The sequence below is a fragment of the Bacillus cereus group sp. RP29 genome (genome assembly GCF_040459765.1).
GTDB classification, from domain to species: Bacteria; Bacillota; Bacilli; order Bacillales; family Bacillaceae_G; genus Bacillus_A; species Bacillus_A paranthracis.
The window spans coordinates 3,364,519-3,379,411 of sequence record NZ_JARVHN010000001.1 but is presented as its reverse complement, the minus strand read 5'-3'; the positions used below and the strand labels follow the sequence as shown (position 1 = coordinate 3,379,411).

Genomic DNA, 14,893 nt, shown 5'->3' with positions numbered 1-14,893 from the left:
CGCAAAACGGCCTTTTTTTGTAGGCATAAAAACTAACAATTACGTTTTTTATACCAGAAGTGATCAAATTTCTTGTGTTTGCAAGATGGGAATTTATGTCCGCCTTTGCAATCATTCCATTTGTGTCCATCATCGTGACAGTCTTTACCATGATCGCATGAATCATCGCAAGAGCCACCGTGTCTATGCGGGAAGAATTCGCACTTTTTACAGAAACTTCGTTTAGTCCAGAAAAATTTCTTTTCAAAGCGTATGCATTTTGTAATGAATGTACAATGTTTTCTGCGAGTACGTTTTGTAACTAAAACGCATTCTTTTCTACGCGTCACTTTCGTAACGAACGTCCATTTTTGAACGCGTACACGAGTACATTTCGTAACAAATGTCCATTTTTTCACATGCGTACATTTTGTAACGAACGTACAATGTTTCACGCGAGTACATCTTGTTCTTGGACATTTACCCCCAGTTGTACATTTACATCCGGTTGTACAAGTATGATGAGTGAATTTATCATCATCGCATTCAAAAGTACTTGGATCTTGGTGTAAGAAATCCTCCATCCCAGCACTTTTGATTTCTTCAACCGCTTTTCTAATATCACGTTTCATAGAAATCCTCCTTATCATGTATTAAGTTGAAAAGGTATTCTTTTTCCTTAACAGGATATGTATGTAGGTATCTTTCTGAACAGGACAAGAGTGTAATTTTATATAAATAGATGATAGCGGATGTATGGACAAGGCGAGTTGCATACATTGAATGAAGAGAACTGAGAAGGGATGAGAAAACATGCTACCTTCATATGATTTTTTTATTCATCCAATGTACTTAGTGGAATTGAAAAAAGACATTTGGTCAGACAGTCCAGTACCAGCAAAATTAACTTATGGAAAAAAGAAGTATGATATTGATATCGTATACCGTGGTGCTCATATTCGTGAATTTGAGAAAAAATCTTATCATGTTATGTTTTATAAGCCTAAAAAATTTCAAGGTGCGAAAGAGATTCATTTAAATTCTGAGTTTATGGATCCGTCTCTCATACGAAATAAATTATCTTTAGACTTTTTTCATGATATTGGTGTACTTTCACCGAAATCACAACATGTGTTTATAAAAATTAATGGTCAAATTCAAGGTGTATATTTACAGTTAGAATCAGTTGACGAAAACTTTTTGAAAAATAGAGGATTACCGAGTGGTTCTATTTATTATGCGATAGATGATGATGCGAATTTTTCTTTAATGAGTGAGAGAGATAAAGATGTTAAGACCGAGCTCTTTGCGGGTTATGAATTTAAATACTCGAATGAAAATAGTGAAGAACAGCTGAGTGAATTTGTATTTCAAGCGAACGCTTTGTCGAGGGAATCTTATGAAAAAGAAATTGGGAAGTTTTTGCATGTTGATAAATATTTACGATGGTTAGCTGGCGTTATTTTTACACAAAACTTTGATGGTTTCGTTCATAACTATGCACTATATCATAATGATGAAACAAATTTATTTGAAGTAATACCGTGGGATTATGATGCGACTTGGGGGCGAGATGTACAAGGGAGACCACTTAATCATGAATATATTCGTATTCAAGGTTATAACACGTTAAGTGCAAGATTGTTAGATATACCTGTATTTAGAAAGCAATACCGAGGTATTTTGGAAGAAATATTAGAAGAACAATTTACCGTTTCATTTATGATGCCGAAAGTAGAAAGTTTGTGTGAGTCGATTCGTCCTTATTTACTACAAGATCCATATATGAAAGGAAAATTAGAAATATTTGATCAAGAAGCTGATATGATTGAGGAATATATAAATAAAAGAAGAAAGTATATACAAGATCATTTACATGAATTGGATTAATTTTGAAAGAGATTGGAACATTATCAATCTCTTTTTTTGTATAATAAAGAAGTATTGGTAGAATTGGCGTAATATATACTTAATAAAGGATGGAGATGTGGAAACATGACGGTAAAATGGATTGATTGGGTAAAACAAATACAATCTATAGCTCAAGCGGGTTTAACGTATTCTAAGGATGTGTATGATATAGAACGTTTCCAACAATTACGGGATATTTCCATTTCGATGATGTCACATTATACAAAGACAGATTGGGAAGTTGTAGAGAAGTTATTTGCAAGTGAGACAGGCTATCAAACACCTAAAGTCGATATAAGAGCAGTCGTTTTTCAAAATGAAAAGTTATTATTTGTGAAAGAAAAAAGTGATGGGAAATGGGCATTGCCAGGTGGATGGGCTGATATCGGTTATACGCCGACAGAAGTAGCAGCAAAAGAGGTTTTCGAAGAGACAGGTTATGAGGTAGATCATTTTAAGTTACTCGCTATATTTGATAAAGAAAAACATCAACCATCGCCTTCAGCAACGCATGTATATAAAATTTTTATTGGCTGTAAAATTATTGGCGGTGAAAAGAAAACTAGTATTGAAACAGATGATGTGGAGTTTTTTGGTGAAAATGAATTGCCTAATTTATCGATTGCTAGAAATACAGAAGAGCAAATTAAACAAATGTTTGCCTACATAAAAGAACCTCAGAAAGAAATAGTAATAGATTAATAATGCGTATGCCTGTGATATTGTCGGCATGAAGATATTGGCAGAATGCAACCTTTATGTAATAATGAGATGGTATGTGAAGAAAAAAGGAGATAGAAAATAAGATGTTAGCAAGCATAATAGATCAGTTATTGCAATTTTTTGCAAGTTTAGGTTACTTTGGAGTAGCGCTAGCTTTAATGATTGAAATTATCCCAAGTGAAATTGTACTTTCGTATGCTGGCTTTTTAGTCGCAGATGGTAAAATTAGCTTTGTCGGTGCAGTTATTGCTGGAACAATCGGTGGTACTTTAGCCCAAATCTTTTTATATTGGCTTGGATACTATGGTGGACGTCCAGTTGTAGAGAAATATGGGAAATATCTGCTTATTAATAAACACCATTTAGACATAGCAGAAAATTGGTTTAAGCGTTACGGAGCAGGAGTAATCTTTTCGGCACGTTTTATCCCAGTCGTACGTCATGCAATTTCTATTCCAGCAGGATTAGCTAAGATGCCATTAAAACTATTCACACTGTATACAGTAGTTGCGATTATTCCGTGGTCAATACTATTTATATATTTAGGTGAAAAGCTTGGTGGAAATTGGCGACATATTAAAGAGTATGCATCTGACTACACACATTACATAATTATAGGAGCGGTTCTCTTTGTTGCTCTATACTTCGGTTTAAAGTATTTCAAAAAGAAAAAAGCAGCGCGTTAAAGTCAATGATTTTTCATTGGCTTTTTTATTTGTTTTGGTTCTAAAAAAAAGGAGTTGTCCATAATGTGTAATAATAAAGCGTAGCGGAGGAATGTGATGAAAGGGTCACCGTTTATACGTGGAACGATATTTTTAACAATGGCAACGATGATATCTAAAATGTTAGGGTTTATATATGTTATACCATTTACAGCTATGGTCGGTACGAGTGGGTACGTTTTATACACGTATGCTTATCGTCCATATACAATTATGCTTAGCATTGCGACGATGGGACTACCACTTGCAGTTTCAAAGATGGTATCAAAATATGATCAATTAAATGATTATCATACGGTTAAGAGAGTGTTGAAAAGTGGAATTGTTTTTATGTTTATAATGGGAGTTATTTCGTGTTTTACGTTATATATGCTAGCTCCGCATTTGGCTAAACTTGTAATCGATGGAAATGATCAAACGGGGAATAGTGTAGCGGCGGTCACTACTAATATTCAAATTGTCAGTTTTGCGTTAATACTCGTACCAGTAATGAGTTTATTAAGGGGCTTTTTTCAAGGATTTCAATCGATGGGGCCTTCTGCTCTAAGTGTAGTTGTAGAGCAATTTTTTCGAGTCTTAACCATCTTGATAGGAAGCTTTGTCGTTTTATATGTTTTAAAAGCTTCTATCTCACTAGCTGTTGGTATTTCAACGTTCGGTGCTTTTATGGGAGCGATAGGTGGACTAACTGTTTTAAGTGCGTATTACATAAGGAGGAGAAAGCACTTAAAGAAAAAAGAAATGGCAAGTATACCGCAAACAACGAAATCTTTTTTTTCACTATATAAGGAGCTCTTTACATATTCAATACCATTTGTTGTGGTTGGTTTAGCAATTCCGTTGTATCAGACGATTGACACATTTACAATTAATAAATTACTTATACAAATAGGATATATGCAAGGAGAAGCGGAGAAGATTAATGCGATAATTGGACTTGTTCAGATGGTTGTACTTATCCCAGTTTCCGTTGCGACTGCTTTTAGTATGTCACTCGTACCTGAGATGACAAAAGCTTATACAGCAGGAAATGTGAAGTTACTGTACAAACATTTTACGAGGACGAATCTATTAGTAGTAGGTATTACGGTACCCGCGGCAATTGGAATGATGGTGTTAGCAAAACCAGTGTATACTCTTTTATTTGGTGCCGGAAATGATCCGGAGATGGGAAGCGTTATTTTACAGTATTACGCTCCTGCTTGTATACTATTTTCGCTTTTTACAGTAACGGCTGCAATGTTGCAAGGAATTAATCAACAACAGAAAACAGTGCTAGGGTTAGTGATTGGCATTATTGTGAAGATCGTTTTAAATATTGTATTGCTTCCGTATTTTGATTATGTAAGTTTTATTATTTCAACATACGCTGGTTATACGATTTCAGTTGGCTTTAACTTGTGGATGCTTTCTAAATATGTTATAAAGGCAACATAAGCTTTTTAAGGCAGAGAGCACTCTGTCTTTTTCTTTGTTTATCCCGCTTTAACGGGCAGTAAGATCCTCACCTCAAAATTCAGCGAAAGAAAAGAAGTTTGGTTGGGGGCGGGCTGCCCGTAAAAGCCCGATTGGTGAGGGCTGAAAATAAGTGGGGGGATGAAGCCCCCCACTTATTAAAGTTTCACTTTATAATATTTTTCTTATAAAAACGTTTTCAAAATAATTTTTCTATTGAAATTTAAACGTATGTTTCATATGCTGAGAATGGCGGTTCAAAAACTGTTATGTAAGAGAGGTAGATTCCTACATGTAAAAAGAATCGGGGTGATAGTATGTTAAATATTTATTTAACAGACCGAAACGGAAAACTACAAGAGGTTGAGGAAATGCAAAAGGGTTGCTGGATTAATGTACTTCATCCAACGGAAGAAGAAATTCAATATCTAGTACAAACTTTAAATGTGGACTTAGATTTCATTAAAGACCCTTTAGATGATGAAGAACGCTCTCGTATTGAAAAGGAAGACAATAATACTTTAATAATCGTGGATATTCCAACAGTTAGACATGATGAAGAAGGAAATTCGATTTATGACACGATTCCAATAGGTATGATTGTAATGCCAGATTGCTTTGTGACAATTTGTTTAGAAGAAAATCCAATTTTTGAACGTTTTATTAATCAACGTATTAAAGAATTTTATACGTTTAAAAAGACACGCTTTGCACTTCAGCTCTTATATACGATTTCTACTTACTATTTAAGATACTTAAAGCAAATTAACAGAAAGACAATCGATTTAGAGCATCAATTAAATCAGTCGATGAAAAATAAAGAGATTTTCACATTGCTAGGTCTTGAAAAAAGTTTAGTTTACTTTACAACATCATTGAAGGCGAATAAAATTGTAATTCAAAAATTAATGCGTAACAGTACATTTTTAAAAATGTATGAAGACGATCAAGATTTATTAGAAGATGTATTAATTGAAAATAAACAGGCTATTGAAATGGCGGAAATATATAGTCATATTCTAAGTGGAATGATGAATACTTTTAGCTCTGTTATATCGAATAATTTGAACAGTGTTATGAAACTGTTAACGTCTATTACAATCATTTTATCATTACCAACAATGGTCTCTAGTTTCTTCGGAATGAACGTAAAGGTTCCATTTGAAGGTGAGGCTCAAGGTTTTGTAATTGTACTCATAATATGTGCAACATTATCTTGCGCTTTAGCATTTGTATTTTGGAAGAAACGTTACTTTTAACGATAAGAAAGCTGCTCTAGCATAGTTGTGTAACTGCGCTAGAGCAGCTTTTTTGCTATGAAATCCCAAATTTTGAATAGAATATAACTTATAAAATGTAATGTATATGAAAGGGATGAATTCCGTATAAGTCTTGTCCAATCAATAAAATGGGGTTAAAATTACATATTGTTAATGAAAAGTTGGAGGAAATACATCATGGAATTGTTTCAATTACCGAAAGCATTCCTGCAAATGAATACAATCTTTATCTCCATATTGATCGAAGCACTTCCTTTTGTGCTCATTGGTGTATTTATTTCAGGATTCATTCAAATGTTTGTGACAGAAGATATGGTAGCAAAATGGATGCCGAAAAACCGATTTCTGTCTGTTTTAATGGCTACTTTTTTAGGGATGATGTTTCCAGGTTGTGAATGTGGAATCGTTCCGATTGTTAGGCGATTAATTGGAAAAGGGGTTCCGCCATATGCCGGGATTGCATTTATGTTAACTGGTCCAATTATTAATCCGGTCGTATTATTTGCAACATACGTTGCCTTTGGAAGTAGTATGCACATGGTATGGTATCGTTCTATTGTAGCGATTATCGTAGCAATCATTGTTGGAATTATATTATCATTTATGTTTAAAGAACATCAATTACGAGATGATCACTTCCCAGAAGTGAATCATAAGCGTCCATTACGTAAAAAAATGTGGGATGTATGTACGCATGCTGTTGAGGAATTTTTCTCGATGGGAAAATATTTAGTATTAGGTGCATTAATTGCAGCTGCAGTTCAAACGTTCGTACAAACTTCAACACTTCTTGCTATAGGACAAGGGCCGTTCTCTTCACCAGCTGTTATGATGGGACTTGCTTACATTTTATCACTTTGTTCAGAAGCAGATGCATTTATTGCTTCGTCATTCCAAAGTACATTTTCAACAGCATCACTTATCGCGTTCCTCGTATATGGACCGATGGTGGATATTAAAAATATGTTTATGATGCTTGCGACATTTAAAACAAAATTTGTAATTGTCGTTACAGTTACAGTTACAGTTGTTGTTTATGCAAGCTCACTACTCATTTATGCGATGGGGTGGTAGGTTATGTTTCGAGCATATATATTATTAGGTTTTACAATCTTAATCGCGCAGCTTCATATTTCAGGTAATATTACGAAGTATATTAATATGAAGTATGCCTACTTATCAAAAACAGCAGCTATTATATTAGGTTTTTTAACTGTTGTTCAAATTATAATCGTTTTCCAAAAAGAACATCAAAAAGAAAGAGAACAGCATAATTGTGGTTGTGATCATAGCCATTGCGGGCATGATCATTCGAAAGATGAAAATACTTGGTGGAAAAAAGCATTTTCGTACACATTGTTTTGTTTTCCGATAGTCTCAGGTTTGTTTTTCCCGATTGCAACGTTAGATTCAGATATTGTTAAGGCAAAAGGGTTTCATTTTCCTGTTGCACAAGCAGAAAGTACAGATCCATTTATGAGAAGGCAATTTTTAAGACCTGATACGAGTATATATTACGGAAAAGAAGGATACCGTGGTGTAATGGAGAAAGGGAAGAAAGAGTTTGTAACAAAGGATAGTGTTACTTTAAATGATGAAAACTTCCTAAAAGGAATGGAGACGATTTACAATTACCCTGGTGAGTTTACTGGGAAAAAATTATCATTTAAAGGTTTTGTTTTCAAAGATGATTCTTCTAAAAAAGAACAATACTTCTTATTCCGTTTCGGTATTATACATTGTGTAGCGGATTCTGGTGTATATGGTATGTTAGTGAAAAAGCCAGAAGGTGTAGAATGGAAAAACGATGATTGGATTCAAATAGAGGGAGAAATTTCTACTGAATTTTATCAGCCGTTCCATGCGAACATTCCTGTTTTAGAAGTAACGAAATGGAATAAAGTTGAACAGCCAAAAGAACAATATGTATTTAGAGGAGCCGATTGATAACATCGGTTCTTTTTTATGGACTAAAAGTTCTGAATGTTGTTAATATTAAACGTGTAGTTCATTTAGTATAGCGATTATTGAGATATTAAGGATACATCATTAAAGGGGTGATAACAATGACAGAAGTAAAGGGGAAAACAGCCAATGAATCAAGGGTGTTCAAAACGAGCCGAGTATTTCCAACAGATTTAAATGATCATAACACGTTATTTGGTGGAAAGATATTAGCCGAGATGGATATGGTTGCTTCTATTTCAGCAACGAGGCATGCAAGAAAAGAATGTGTAACAGCCTCTATGGATTGGGTTGATTTCTTACATCCAGTTCGCTCTTCAGATTGTGTTAGTTATGAATCCTTCGTAATTTGGACGGGTAGAACGTCTATGGAAGTATTTGTGAAGGTAGTAGCGGAAGATTTAATTTCAGGTGAGAAGCGTATCGCGGCAACGTCTTTTGTTACTTTTGTTGCACTGAGTAAGGAAAATAATCCAGTTCCTGTGCCGCGAGTAATCCCTGAAACAGAAGAAGAGAAAGAATTACATCGCATTGCAGTGTTACGTGCAGAACAACGTCATATACGTAAGGCAGAGAGTAAGAAAGTAGCTACATTACTAACTTTTTGAATTGAATATTTAGTTGTTAAAAGTATTATAACAGAGCGAAATGTTCTTCATATGAAAAGCGGACACCTAAAAATAGGTGTCCGCTTTTATAGTTTTTCTATCCGCATATCATGTGACAATAACTACTTAGCAGAAGCAAGCAGCACCGACGATGATTAAGAGGATAAATAATACGACTAATAACGCGAATCCATTACCATGTGCGAAGCCCATTGTTATTTCCTCCTTTTATTTTAAGATACAACATACAATATGCAAATGAGCTATCGTTTGATATGGACATATATCATGCAATGACATATTTTCTTGAATGATATTGTATTAAAAAAGGGAAGATATAGAAATAACAGTAAGTGGAGAAAGGAAAATATCCATGAAACACTTTTTCGTTGTAATCCTTTGTGTAATAGGTGTATTCATTTGGATGAACATCGATGTGGAAATGGGGAAAAAAATGGCTAGTGAATATGAAGTAGGACAAGTTAGATTAGGTGAATTTCAACTGTATACGAACGGTGAAGAGTTATATACGAATTTATTTGAGGATATACGTAATGCGGAGAAGTACATATATATCCATTTTTATATTGTAGGTAAAGATGAAATAAGCAAAGAGTTTTTGCAGTTGCTCGAGAAAAAGGCATCTAGCGGAGTAGAAGTGAAATTGTCAGTCGATCGAATAGGTGGATATAAGCTGAAGAAAAAGGTAATTCGTCAACTACAAAGCAATGGTGTCCAGTTTACGTTTAGTAAAAAACCTAAATTGAAACATTTATTCTATTCGTTGCATCAGCGAAATCATAGACGAATTGTTACGATAGACGGAAAAGTATCATATATCGGCGGCTTTAACATCGGAAAGGAATACCTTGGACAAGATCCGAAATTTGGCCAGTGGCGTGATTATCATGTGCGGGTTAAGGGGAATGGTGCCACGGATATGGAAAGAAAATTTGCTGCTGACTGGAAAGAAGATACGGGAGAAAAAATGCCTGTACATGAAAGTCTACCTGCAATTGGGAATGTAAAATATCAATATTTATTTTCAGATGGAAAAGGGTTATGGGAAAAATATGGAGCGTTTTTAAAGCAGGCTAAAAAGTCTTTAATTATTGCTACACCATATTTTGTACCAAGTAAAGAAATGATGAAAGAGTTAAAAGGTGCATTAAACCGCGGTGTCAATGTGAAAATTCTCGTACCATTTAAAAGTGATGCAGTATTGTTAAAACAAGCTGCCTATCCGTATTTGAGAGAGATGAACCATGCTGGAGCGGAGATCTATCAATATCGGAATGGTTTTTTTCACGGGAAAGTAACAATCATTGATGGAGAAATTGTTGATATAGGTACAGCGAATTTTGATAATAGAAGTTTTTATTTAAATTGTGAATCTAATTGTGTCGTATATGATAAAACAGTTGTTGCTGACGTATGGGATCGACTAAAAGAAGACTTCCATAAATCAAAAAGATTTTCGGAAGAAGATTTTGAGAAAATTAGTAAATGGGATTGGTTTTTAGCAAGAATAGCAAATGTTATAGCATCATATTTATAGCATATAGACAAAAAGTAGGGAGGCACTTTCATGGATTGTATGAAAGAATTGATGAGGTATAGTTATATGCTTATATATAAGGTTGGGGAGTATACAGGACAGGTAAGAGACGAAGAATTAAAGGAGCTATTACAGCATCATTTACCATATATGTTGCAAGCATATAATGAACAAGTGAATTTTCAAGAAGGAGAGAATGTACAGCATATAACTTGTGAACCAATTTCATTTCATTTTCATGAAATGGAAAAGGAAACTGATAGTAAATATACAGGTGATATGTATATTGCAACTTGTTATATTTCGCATTTGAAACGGTTAGCGTTAAAGTTTGCTCAAGTGGCAGTTGAAGTTGCAAATCCAGAATTTCGCTCGTTTTTAGAAAACTGCTTCCTGAAAATGAATCGTTATGCCTATAGTGTATGGCAATATGTCGTGAAGAAAGAGTATAAGATTAAACATGTATATGAAAATGAGAAATTTGCATAAGAGACTAAGGCCGAAAGATAGGCGCCTTAGTTTTTTACTTTTCGTAGAGAAAAATGAATATATGTACATATTTATTATCAGAAAATTTACAAACATTTACCGTTTATTTACTATTTTTCAATCTTTCCTTTAAAAATAGAGAGTAATATGGGATTGTACATATTCTATCAAAAGGAGGAAACGCAAATGAACAAATGGGTTAAATCATTAACTGCTATGGCACTTGCAAGTTCTTTATTAATGGTAGGTTGTAGTAAAGGTGAGGACAAGAAGAAAGAAGACGATACAACAACACAACAAGAGGATAAAAAGGATAAAGAAACAAGTGGAACTGAGAAGTCTACGGATTCTAAAGAAAAGAAATAATGTAATAATAGAGCTTCCTCTTTTATGTGAGGAAGCTTTTTTGTTGTAAATTGATTGAGATTATTGAAAAATAGAGAAAGAATGAAAGAGGAGGAAAACAAATGAAAGTATGTATATTGGGAGCAACAGGGCGAGTAGGTTCAAACATAATTAAATTAGCATTAAAAGATTCAGCAGAAGTGACTGCATTAGCGCGTGATTCAAGTAGGGTAGAAATAAATCATGAAAGATTACGAGTTATAGAAGGTAATGTATTAAATGAAAATGATATAAAGAAAGCGATAAAAGGAAGCGATATAGTAATTAGTGCACTTGGAACGGATCAAAATGGGACGTTAGCGAAGAGTATGCCACAAATAATAAAGAAAATGGAAGAAGAAGGAGTTCGTAAAATCATTACAATAGGAACAGCCGGTATTTTACAAGCAAGAACAAATCTAAATTTATATCGTTTTCAATCAACGGAATCAAAGAGAAAGTCGACAACAGCAGCAGAAGATCATTTAGCTGCATATAAGATACTTAGTAGTAGTAATTTATGCTGGACGGTCGTTTGTCCGACGCATTTAATTGACGGTGATGTGACAGGTATATATCGAACTGAAAAAGATGTATTACCAGAAGGAGGAGCAAAAATAACAGTTGGTGATACAGCGCAATTTACATGGAATCTGTGTAGTGAAAACAAATATGAGAATAGTCGAGTAGGTATTTCATATTAAAAAACCATCCCGAAATTGGGATGGTTAAAAGACGATATAACATACAAATATGATAATCATAATGATTTGGAGAATGGCTTTCGCTACTGTACTGCTTAAAAAACCAACTACAGTAGCAACTCCTACTAGAAAAGCGTCTTTTGGCGTTTTTTTATGCATTAATTCGGTTATAAATACCGCTAAGAACGGTATGATAATAAGTCCGAATGGTGGGAAGAAGAAAGATCCGGCAATGATCGAAATCATTCCGACACGTTCGCCCCATTTAGAACTACCGTATTTCTTCAAGAAATATCCATTTGCAATAAAATCAGCAACGAAAATGAATAGTGTGAAAATAGCTTGAATAATCCAAAAAGAAATCGTTAGTTCTCCGCCATTTATACCAAAATGGTAAATGAAATATCCAGCCCAGACAGCTAGGATGCCCGGGATAATAGGATAAATAAAAGCTAGAAATGAAATAATGAAACAGGCAATGATACAGATTGTTAAGAAAACAGTCACTTTATAACTCCTTTTGTATATCTAATTTATGTACAGCAATTTTTTTGACTTGATGTCCATCAAGTTCTAATGCCTTAAATTGAAAACCGGCATATTCGATGGAGTAGCCAGCTTCAATATTTACGTCAACTGCTTGCGATAATAGCCAGCCTCCAATTGTATCTAAGTCGCTCTCATCAATATGTAAGCCAAACATATCATTTACTTCAGAAATAAGTACTTTTCCATCTAGAACAGTAAGTTTAGGCGTACGTTTTTCAATCATGGGTGATTCATCTGCATCAAACTCATCTTGAATTTCTCCAATGATTTCTTCAAGAATATCTTCCATTGTTAAAAGTCCAGCAGTACCACCATATTCATCCATAACGATTGCCATCTGAACGCGATTCTTTTGTAGATGTACTAGTGTTTTACGAATTGGAACAGTTTCAAATACAGTTAGTACTGGATGTATGTAAGATTCAAGTGGCTTATGAATGCCTTTCGTTTGATCGTGAAATACTTCTTTCGTATTGATCATACCGATAATATCATCTTTATCTTTTTCGATGATAGGGTAGCGTGTATACTTTTCAGTTGCGACGATGTCCATATTTTCTTCTAACGTATTTTCAGTAGATAAGCAAATCATTTCTGTACGAGGGACCATAATTTCTTTCGCAACTCGGTCGTCAAATTCAAAAATATTATTTACATATTTATATTCGGTTTGATTTATTTCGCCGCTTTTGAAACTTTCACCTAAAATGAGTCGTAGTTCCTCTTCAGAATGGGCAAGTTCATTTTCTTTCGCAGGTTCTAAACCGAGTAGTTTTGTGAAAAAGATAGCAGTACTATTAAGTAACCAAATGAATGGGTACATAATTTTATCAAATAAAATAAGTGGTCGTGCAAACTTAAGCGTAATCGCCTCTGCTTTTTGAATTGCGAATGACTTTGGAACTAATTCACCTAATACAACATGGAAAAATGTAATCACACTAAAAGCAATAATAAATGATAAAGTATTTGCCATTGTTCCAGTAATATTAATCTTTTCAAAGAGCGGTCGTAGTAAATGTTCCACAGTCGGTTCACCAAGCCAACCAAGCCCTAAAGAAGTAATTGTAATCCCGAGCTGACAAGCTGATAAATAAACATCTAAATTAGAAATGACACTTCTTGCAGCTAAAGCTTGTTTATTGCCTTCGTTTGCAAGCTGGTCAATTCGACTTTTTCGTACTTTTACAACAGCAAATTCTGATGCAACGAAAAAGCCGGAAATAAGGATAAGAACAAAGATGAGAAAAATATTTAATATGTCCAAGTGTATTCTCTATTCCGTCGTTTGGAATAAAGATGTCACCTCCTGCAATTATGTTATACTTTTATAATAAATCCAAATGAAAAGAATAGTCAAAGAAAAAGGGTAAATATTGGTATGTTTCTGCAATGGTTTTTGAATTTGCTGTTATTTTGTCCGCTATACAAAAGGAATAACCCTCTACTTTCAGATTCTAGAGGGTTATTTTAAATTAAGGTTTTGGAATACTTCTCGTTAAAGCGTATGATTGTTGTTTAAAGTGGTTTGTCGTCCATAGCGTTTGAAGGAATGAGAGTATACAATACGGGATATACAAAAGTAATAAGCTAATTGTAACAATAATAGGTGCATTTCCGCCGAATTGAACGATAAATTGCAATAGTCCACTTGCGTGAAAAACGCATTCCATAAAAACGAATGAAAGAATAATGGAACCTAAAATAGATTTATGATTCGAAGTAAGCGCTAAAAACAATGTATCTACAAGGAAAGAAGCTTGTTTTATTTCATATTCATTTGTATTACTTAAGAAAGGAATCCATTTTTTTATTGCTTGCATAACGATAATCATGGAAGTACTACAAACGATGATAAAAGATGAGTAGTAAGGAATCTTTATAAATTTTGTGATGTATAGGAGTAGTAATAAGACTGCGCATTGTAATAATACAGTACATAAAGAATAAGGAATCCATCTTAATAAAGAAGCGAACTTTTTAACCGATTGAGGTGCTTTAAAAAATAAATGGCCAATCCCTAAGCTGATGAAGAATCCGATTGCAAGAGTAAAGGTAAAACGAACAATCGATAAAAAATATATTTCCCACATGTAAGGGAATAACGGTGTTGATTGATTAGCAGTATGTACCATCTCATTTGCTGAGAAAAAGATAGATTCGTGCATCCAATCAATCTTTGGAATTGTCATCGAAGAAAGTTGTGCGAAGTTATGGAAAATGCTTATAAAGCCGGTGATGTATGAGTATTTATGTGTAATGAATAAAGTTGGAATAGGACTAATGATAAATATAATGAGAACACCAACGATAAATTTATATATATGTGAGCGCAATAAAGACATGTAATCACCTACTCTTTGAATATTCAGAAAATTCTTATTCTTATTTTAGCTTTTTTCGGAGTAAGTTACAATATATTTTTCTTAAAGAAGTTTAGTATTGTAGTGGATAGAATTGAATGAAACGTGAATAAATTATGACAAGAAAATGAATAATTTTCAGAAAAATAAAATAAATTATTTATTTTTTTCTGAAAATATAATATAGTTATGGCACAGAA

Annotated in this window: 17 protein-coding genes; 12 read left to right on the top strand and 5 right to left on the bottom strand. The window is 33.9% G+C overall.

Annotated elements, in window-relative coordinates; translation table 11 throughout:
• Positions 1-32: 32 nt before the first annotated feature.
• On the bottom strand, positions 33-611 hold the full coding sequence (gene exsB, locus QCI47_RS18000) for an exosporium protein ExsB (protein ID WP_000817501.1): 579 nt from the start codon (positions 609-611) through the stop codon (positions 33-35).
• A 181-nt stretch (positions 612-792) separates the two neighbouring features.
• On the opposite strand from exsB, the gene cotH reads away from it, so the two are divergent.
• The 8 genes from cotH to QCI47_RS17960 all read left to right on the top strand — a co-directional run bounded on the left by cotH (position 793) and on the right by QCI47_RS17960 (position 8,646).
• Positions 793-1,869: a spore coat protein CotH gene (gene cotH / locus QCI47_RS17995; protein WP_048556892.1), complete on the top strand. Its 1,077-nt coding sequence runs from the start codon at positions 793-795 to the stop codon at positions 1,867-1,869.
• 105 nt (positions 1,870-1,974) lie between these two features.
• Positions 1,975-2,592: an NUDIX hydrolase N-terminal domain-containing protein gene (locus QCI47_RS17990; RefSeq protein WP_000216914.1), complete on the top strand. Its 618-nt coding sequence runs from the start codon at positions 1,975-1,977 to the stop codon at positions 2,590-2,592.
• A 104-nt stretch (positions 2,593-2,696) separates the two neighbouring features.
• Positions 2,697-3,299, top strand: a complete 603-nt coding sequence (gene uptA / locus QCI47_RS17985) for an undecaprenyl phosphate transporter UptA (RefSeq protein ID WP_000881208.1) — start codon at positions 2,697-2,699, stop codon at positions 3,297-3,299.
• A 96-nt stretch (positions 3,300-3,395) separates the two neighbouring features.
• Positions 3,396-4,775: a putative polysaccharide biosynthesis protein gene (locus QCI47_RS17980; RefSeq protein ID WP_000678837.1), complete on the top strand. Its 1,380-nt coding sequence runs from the start codon at positions 3,396-3,398 to the stop codon at positions 4,773-4,775.
• A gap of 335 nt (positions 4,776-5,110) precedes the next feature.
• Positions 5,111-6,052 (top strand): magnesium transporter CorA family protein, encoded by a 942-nt coding sequence (locus tag QCI47_RS17975; RefSeq protein ID WP_000932396.1) that lies wholly within the window; start codon positions 5,111-5,113, stop codon positions 6,050-6,052.
• 198 nt (positions 6,053-6,250) lie between these two features.
• Entirely contained in the window at positions 6,251-7,147 is an 897-nt protein-coding gene (locus QCI47_RS17970; RefSeq protein ID WP_353811902.1) for a permease, read from the top strand.
• A gap of 3 nt (positions 7,148-7,150) precedes the next feature.
• Positions 7,151-8,020: a TIGR03943 family putative permease subunit gene (locus tag QCI47_RS17965; protein ID WP_000488037.1), complete on the top strand. Its 870-nt coding sequence runs from the start codon at positions 7,151-7,153 to the stop codon at positions 8,018-8,020.
• 119 nt (positions 8,021-8,139) lie between these two features.
• On the top strand, positions 8,140-8,646 hold the full coding sequence (locus QCI47_RS17960; protein WP_000141167.1) for an acyl-CoA thioesterase: 507 nt from the start codon (positions 8,140-8,142) through the stop codon (positions 8,644-8,646).
• A gap of 126 nt (positions 8,647-8,772) precedes the next feature.
• Here the strand turns inward: QCI47_RS17960 and QCI47_RS17955 are convergent, their stop codons facing one another.
• Entirely contained in the window at positions 8,773-8,859 is an 87-nt protein-coding gene (locus tag QCI47_RS17955; RefSeq protein WP_000505094.1) for a YjcZ family sporulation protein, read from the bottom strand.
• 160 nt (positions 8,860-9,019) lie between these two features.
• Here QCI47_RS17955 and cls point away from each other — a divergent pair, with 160 nt between their 5' ends.
• From cls to QCI47_RS17935, 4 genes are all read left to right on the top strand, one after another.
• Entirely contained in the window at positions 9,020-10,204 is a 1,185-nt protein-coding gene (gene cls / locus QCI47_RS17950) for a cardiolipin synthase (protein WP_000680142.1), read from the top strand.
• A 30-nt stretch (positions 10,205-10,234) separates the two neighbouring features.
• Complete coding sequence (locus QCI47_RS17945; protein WP_000340560.1) at positions 10,235-10,693, top strand: spore coat protein; 459 nt, start codon at positions 10,235-10,237, stop codon at positions 10,691-10,693.
• A 186-nt stretch (positions 10,694-10,879) separates the two neighbouring features.
• The gene (locus tag QCI47_RS17940; protein WP_001045960.1) at positions 10,880-11,059 is read left to right on the top strand and encodes a hypothetical protein; all 180 of its coding nucleotides are present in this window, start codon (positions 10,880-10,882) and stop codon (positions 11,057-11,059) included.
• Positions 11,060-11,160: 101 nt separating this feature from the next.
• Positions 11,161-11,781, top strand: a complete 621-nt coding sequence (locus QCI47_RS17935) for an NAD(P)-dependent oxidoreductase (protein ID WP_000861632.1) — start codon at positions 11,161-11,163, stop codon at positions 11,779-11,781.
• Positions 11,782-11,805: 24 nt separating this feature from the next.
• Here the strand turns inward: QCI47_RS17935 and QCI47_RS17930 are convergent, their stop codons facing one another.
• The 3 genes from QCI47_RS17930 to QCI47_RS17920 form a co-directional block, all read right to left on the bottom strand.
• Positions 11,806-12,288, bottom strand: coding sequence for a DUF456 domain-containing protein (locus tag QCI47_RS17930; RefSeq protein WP_061130921.1), 483 nt, complete (start codon positions 12,286-12,288; stop codon positions 11,806-11,808).
• 1 nt (position 12,289) lies between these two features.
• Positions 12,290-13,597, bottom strand: a complete 1,308-nt coding sequence (locus tag QCI47_RS17925) for a hemolysin family protein (protein ID WP_000353728.1) — start codon at positions 13,595-13,597, stop codon at positions 12,290-12,292.
• Positions 13,598-13,805: 208 nt separating this feature from the next.
• Entirely contained in the window at positions 13,806-14,675 is an 870-nt protein-coding gene (locus tag QCI47_RS17920; protein ID WP_000055301.1) for a hypothetical protein, read from the bottom strand.
• Between the last annotated feature and the right edge of the window lie 218 nt (positions 14,676-14,893).

Coding starts and splice junctions, on each gene's coding strand:
- QCI47_RS17940 (WP_001045960.1), top strand. CDS start 10,880: ATGAACAAATGGGTTAAATCATTAACTGCTATGGCACTTGCAAGTTCT.
- QCI47_RS17920 (WP_000055301.1), bottom strand. CDS start 14,675: ATGTCTTTATTGCGCTCACATATATATAAATTTATCGTTGGTGTTCTC.
- QCI47_RS17935 (WP_000861632.1), top strand. CDS start 11,161: ATGAAAGTATGTATATTGGGAGCAACAGGGCGAGTAGGTTCAAACATA.
- cotH (WP_048556892.1), top strand. CDS start 793: ATGCTACCTTCATATGATTTTTTTATTCATCCAATGTACTTAGTGGAA.
- QCI47_RS17945 (WP_000340560.1), top strand. CDS start 10,235: ATGGATTGTATGAAAGAATTGATGAGGTATAGTTATATGCTTATATAT.
- exsB (WP_000817501.1), bottom strand. CDS start 611: ATGAAACGTGATATTAGAAAAGCGGTTGAAGAAATCAAAAGTGCTGGG.
- QCI47_RS17975 (WP_000932396.1), top strand. CDS start 5,111: ATGTTAAATATTTATTTAACAGACCGAAACGGAAAACTACAAGAGGTT.
- QCI47_RS17955 (WP_000505094.1), bottom strand. CDS start 8,859: ATGGGCTTCGCACATGGTAATGGATTCGCGTTATTAGTCGTATTATTT.
- QCI47_RS17970 (WP_353811902.1), top strand. CDS start 6,251: ATGGAATTGTTTCAATTACCGAAAGCATTCCTGCAAATGAATACAATC.
- QCI47_RS17990 (WP_000216914.1), top strand. CDS start 1,975: ATGACGGTAAAATGGATTGATTGGGTAAAACAAATACAATCTATAGCT.
- QCI47_RS17980 (WP_000678837.1), top strand. CDS start 3,396: ATGAAAGGGTCACCGTTTATACGTGGAACGATATTTTTAACAATGGCA.
- cls (WP_000680142.1), top strand. CDS start 9,020: ATGAAACACTTTTTCGTTGTAATCCTTTGTGTAATAGGTGTATTCATT.
- QCI47_RS17965 (WP_000488037.1), top strand. CDS start 7,151: ATGTTTCGAGCATATATATTATTAGGTTTTACAATCTTAATCGCGCAG.
- uptA (WP_000881208.1), top strand. CDS start 2,697: ATGTTAGCAAGCATAATAGATCAGTTATTGCAATTTTTTGCAAGTTTA.
- QCI47_RS17960 (WP_000141167.1), top strand. CDS start 8,140: ATGACAGAAGTAAAGGGGAAAACAGCCAATGAATCAAGGGTGTTCAAA.